Annotated in this window: 4 protein-coding genes; all 4 read left to right on the top strand. The window is 61.5% G+C overall.

Annotation, left to right across the window (positions count from 1 at the left end; all coding sequences use genetic code 11):
- The first annotated feature begins 85 nt into the window (after nt 1-85).
- The 4 genes from SQ11_RS07230 to SQ11_RS07215 all read left to right on the top strand — a co-directional run bounded on the left by SQ11_RS07230 (nt 86) and on the right by SQ11_RS07215 (nt 4413).
- A complete protein-coding gene (locus SQ11_RS07230; RefSeq protein WP_041513499.1) occupies nt 86-1795 on the top strand; it encodes a multiheme c-type cytochrome in 1710 nt (569 codons plus the stop codon).
- Nucleotides 1792-2910, top strand: a complete 1119-nt coding sequence (haoB, locus tag SQ11_RS07225; RefSeq protein ID WP_041513498.1) for a hydroxylamine oxidation protein HaoB — start codon at nt 1792-1794, stop codon at nt 2908-2910. Before SQ11_RS07230 ends, haoB begins: the two co-directional genes overlap by 4 nt.
- A 190-nt stretch (nt 2911-3100) precedes the next feature.
- Nucleotides 3101-3808, top strand: a complete 708-nt coding sequence (gene cycA, locus SQ11_RS07220; protein WP_041513497.1) for a cytochrome c-550 CycA — start codon at nt 3101-3103, stop codon at nt 3806-3808.
- Nucleotides 3808-4413 (top strand): NapC/NirT family cytochrome c, encoded by a 606-nt coding sequence (locus SQ11_RS07215; protein WP_041513496.1) that lies wholly within the window; start codon nt 3808-3810, stop codon nt 4411-4413. The genes cycA and SQ11_RS07215 overlap by 1 nt, the downstream gene beginning before the upstream one ends.

Raw genomic sequence — 4413 nt, 5'->3', positions numbered from 1 at the left:
GATAGGGTAGGCTGTTGAGCATGAGGCAATAGCCTAGACGGATCAGGCATCAAAAAAACAATTATTACGGATAAGGAGAAGAGAGATGGTTGTGAAGCTTGGGCTGAGGCTCATCACGCTGACATGCGGGGCGCTGCTGGCGGCGTCTTCATGGGCGAACTTTCCCAGTGTACCCAAGGAGATGTACAAGGCGCTGAATCTGGAACAAACGGCCTCGCCCAAGGAATTGCATGAAGCGGTGACCAAGCGCTACAAGGACCCTGCGCAAGGCGCGGGTCGTGGGACACTGGCGCAATACTGGGAACCGGTGCCGTACAGCATGTACATGGACCCGGCCTCGTTCTACAAGCCACCGACCTCGATGAAGGAAGTGGCGGAGCGGCAGGAATGCGTGAAGTGTCACACGGACGAATCGCCGGTATGGGTGAATGCCTGGAAGAAGAGCACGCATGCCAACCTGGACAAGATTCGCAACCTGAAGCCTGACAGCCCGATTTTCTACAAGAAAGCCAAGCTGGAAGACGTGGAGAAGAACCTGCGCTCCATGGGGCGGCTGGGGGCGAGCGAGAAGCTGAAGGAAGTGGGCTGTATTGACTGTCACGTTGACATCAACACCAAGAAGAAGGCCGACCACATGACCGACCTTCGCATGCCCACGGCGGACGTATGCGGCACCTGCCACCTGCAGGAATTTGCCGAACGCGAATCCGAGCGCGACACCATGGTATGGCCGAACAAGCAATGGCCGCAAGGACGCCCCTCGCACGCACTGGACTGGAAGGCCAACGTAGAAGTTGCGGTATTTGCCGCCATGCCGCAGCGCGAGATCGCCGAAGGCTGCAGCATGTGCCACACCAACCAGAACAAATGCGACTCCTGCCACACCCGTCACGAATTCTCCGCGGCCGAATCGCGCAAGCCCGAAGCGTGCGCCACCTGCCACAGCGGGGTTGACCACAACAACTGGGAAGCCTACTCCATGAGTAAGCACGGCAAGATCGTGACCATGATGGGCGACAAATGGAACTGGGAAGTCTCGCTCAAGGACGCCTACGCCAAGGGCGGCCAGACGGCCCCGACCTGCGCGGGCTGCCACTTCGAATATGAAGGCAAATACAGCCACAACGTCACCCGCAAGATTCGCTGGGCCAACTACCCGGCCGTGCCCGGCATCGCCGAGAACATCAACAGCGAATGGTCGGAAGCGCGCCTGGACTCCTGGGTCAAGACCTGCACCTCCTGCCACTCCGAGCGTTTTGCCCGCTCCTACCTGGAATTCATGGACAAAGGCACCCTGCACGGCCTGGCCAAATTCAAGGAAGCGCATAACGTAGCCGAGCAACTCTACAAGGACGGCCTGCTCACCGGGCAGAAGACCAACCGGCCGGCGCCGATGGCACCGGACAAGGAAATGTTCGCCGGCTTCACCCAGCTCTACTGGTCCAAGGACAACAATCCTGCGGCGATCGAGCTGAAGGCGCTGGAAATGGGTGAAAACGACCTGCCCAAACTGCACGTAGGCTTAGCCCACGTCAACCCGGGCGGCTGGACCTACACCGAAGGCTGGGGCCCGATGAACCGCGCCTACGTCGAAATCATGGACGAAAACACCAAGATCCGCGAAATGGCGGCCCTGCAGGCACGCGTTGCCAAGATGGAATCGAAGCGCACCAGCCTGCTGGACCTCGACAGCAAGGATGACAAACTCTCGCTGGGCGGACTGGGTGGCGGCATGCTGCTGGCGGGCACCCTGGCGCTGGCGGGCTGGCGCCGCCGCGAAAAAAGCGGGCATTGACCTCCGCCTCCACCTCCTCCCGCGCCCCGGCGCGGGCAGGCCTGGGAACTAAACTCCTCCCGTCACTGGGCATCCTCCTGGTGACGGGAGGTTTACTTTTACTCATCTGGTTCGCCTACCTCTGGTTCAACCCGGCGCCGGCGCCCTACCGCTACACCCTGATCAAGGAAGGCGGCATCGCCCAATTCAGCCAACTGGGCCTGGACCCCTGGCCGGACCTCACCCTCGCCCAATACGAAGTGCACGCCGACGGCGTGGACGCCCCCGTGGCCGTGGGCACCACCGCGCGGCGCGGCGCGAGCCCGCCTATCCTCATCAGCTGGGAAAACCGCACCAGCGAACTGCTCCTCTCCCTGGACAGCAAGCTCAACGAACTGACCGCCCTGGCGGTGGCCATCGACAAATACGCGGCCAAGGACGCACGCATCCTCGCCTGGTGGGACACCTCGCGCCAGCTCAAACTCTTAAGCGGACGCGACACCCTCTTCACCGCCCACCTGGGCGAACCGCTCATCATCCCCACCGCCTGGCGCAAGCGCGAGGACAGCATCCGCCACCTGGAAGACACCTTCTGGGGCGCCCCGGCACCGGCGCAGGAACACCGCCACTTCCAGCGCTTCGCCGACGCCCTCGTCGCCGAACCCGCCCAGGGTGCCGCCATCCTGCGCGAACTGGCGGGCATACCAGACGGTGCGGGCAAGACCCCGGACAAGGCCCCCTCCGAAGCCTATGTCGTCATCCACGTCACCGACCTCTACAAACTGGGACTGCTGCGCCCCGAACAATTCGACATCACCTACAAGCACTTCCCCATGGAAGGCAACATGCACGGCATGATCGGCTACCTCAAGAACTGGATGCAGGAAAACAACTTCACCACCTACACCCTGCAATCCCTCTCCGACAGCATGGTGCGCGGCTACTTCCTGCGTGACGAGAAAAGCAGCCGCACTCTGCTGGCGCAGATGCTGCCCTTCACCAACTCCATGCCGCTGGACCTGACCGCCCTGCAACTCATCTACCAGCAGGGCGGCTACTGGGTCTACAAAATCCCGCCGGCCGGCCAACCCCCGGCGGCAGACGCTCCGGCCCCGGCCGCCGCCCCCGCCTCCTAGGCGGCCGACGGGGCGCGGCCCGCGCTGGTTGACGAAAGGTTCCCTCTGCTGCGGTACCAGTGGTACCACGAAGAGTCATGGTACTGGTGCTACCCGTTTGCGGCAACCAGCGATACAGTATAACCACAAGAAAAACTGGGTTTACATAACAACGGATATCAACGGATATACTTGCCCGAGGAGAAAAACCATGCGCCATTCCCTGACACTCGCCCTTGCCGCCGCAGCCATGTTTGCGCTGCTGTCCGGCAGCGCCTCCGCGCAATCATTTGAAGGCCGCAAGAAATGTAGTTCCTGCCACAAGAGCCAGGCCGAATCCTGGGGCCAGACGGCTCATGCCAAGGCGATGGACTCGCTCAAGCCCAACACCAAGGCCGAGGCCAAGAAAAAGGCCAAGCTGGACCCCAAGAAGGACTACACCAAGGACAAGGACTGCGTAGGCTGTCACGTTGACGGCTGGGGCAAGGAAGGCGGCTACACCGTCGAGGACCCCAACAAATTCACCACCGGCGTAGGCTGCGAATCCTGCCACGGACCGGGCGCCAAGTATCGCGGCATCCACCGCAAGGCGGGGGCGGCCTTTGAGAAATCGAAGAAGAGCGCGCCGCGCTCGACCCTGGCGGAAGCGGGACAAGACTTCGCCTTTGAAGAATCCTGCAACGCCTGCCACCTGAACTATGAAGGATCGGGCTGGAAAGGCACGAAGAAGCCCTACACCCCGTTCACCCCGCAAGTGGACAAGAAATACACCTTCAACTTCGACAAATACGTCAAGGACACCAAGGCCATGCACGAGCACTACAAGCTCGACGGCACCTTTGAAGGGGATCCGAAGTTCAAGTACCATGACGACTTCCAGTCCACGGCCAAGGTGGGCGAGAAAGGCTCGGAGGACTGATGGCTGGAATGCGCGCGGGCGGCACCCTGCTCACGGGGGCCTTGCTGGGGATCGTCATGGTGGCGGTGGTATTCGGCGGCGAGGCCGCCGTCTCCACCACCGAATTCTGCACCAGTTGCCACTCCATGTCCTACCCGGCGGAGGAGCTCAAAACCTCCTCGCATTATGGCGCCCTGGGTGCCAACCCGGGCTGCAAGGACTGCCACATCCCGCAGGGCTTCAAGAACTTCCACCTGGCGGTGGCGACCCATGTGGTGGATGGCGCGCGCGAATTGTATCTGGAATTTGCCAATGACTATTCCACGCTGGAGAAATTCAACGAACGGCGGCTGATCATGGCGCACGATGCGCGCATGAACCTGAAGAAGTGGGACAGCAACACCTGCCGCGAATGCCACAAGAACCCGCAGCCGCCCGGGGCCGATGCCAAGGCTGCGCACAAGAAGATGGAGACCGAAGGGGCCACCTGCATCGATTGCCACCAGAACCTGGTGCACAAGGAGGTTGCCGAGACCGACCTCAATGCCAGCCGCAAGGAAGGCAAAATGGTCCTCAAGCCCCAAAAGAAAGATGAGGACGACGAGGAGGATGAAGACGAGGGGTGA

The sequence above is a fragment of the Nitrosospira sp. NpAV genome, assembly GCF_000832065.1.
In the GTDB taxonomy this organism is placed as follows: Bacteria; Pseudomonadota; Gammaproteobacteria; order Burkholderiales; family Nitrosomonadaceae; genus Nitrosospira.
This window is presented reverse-complemented; position numbering and strand designations above follow the sequence as displayed.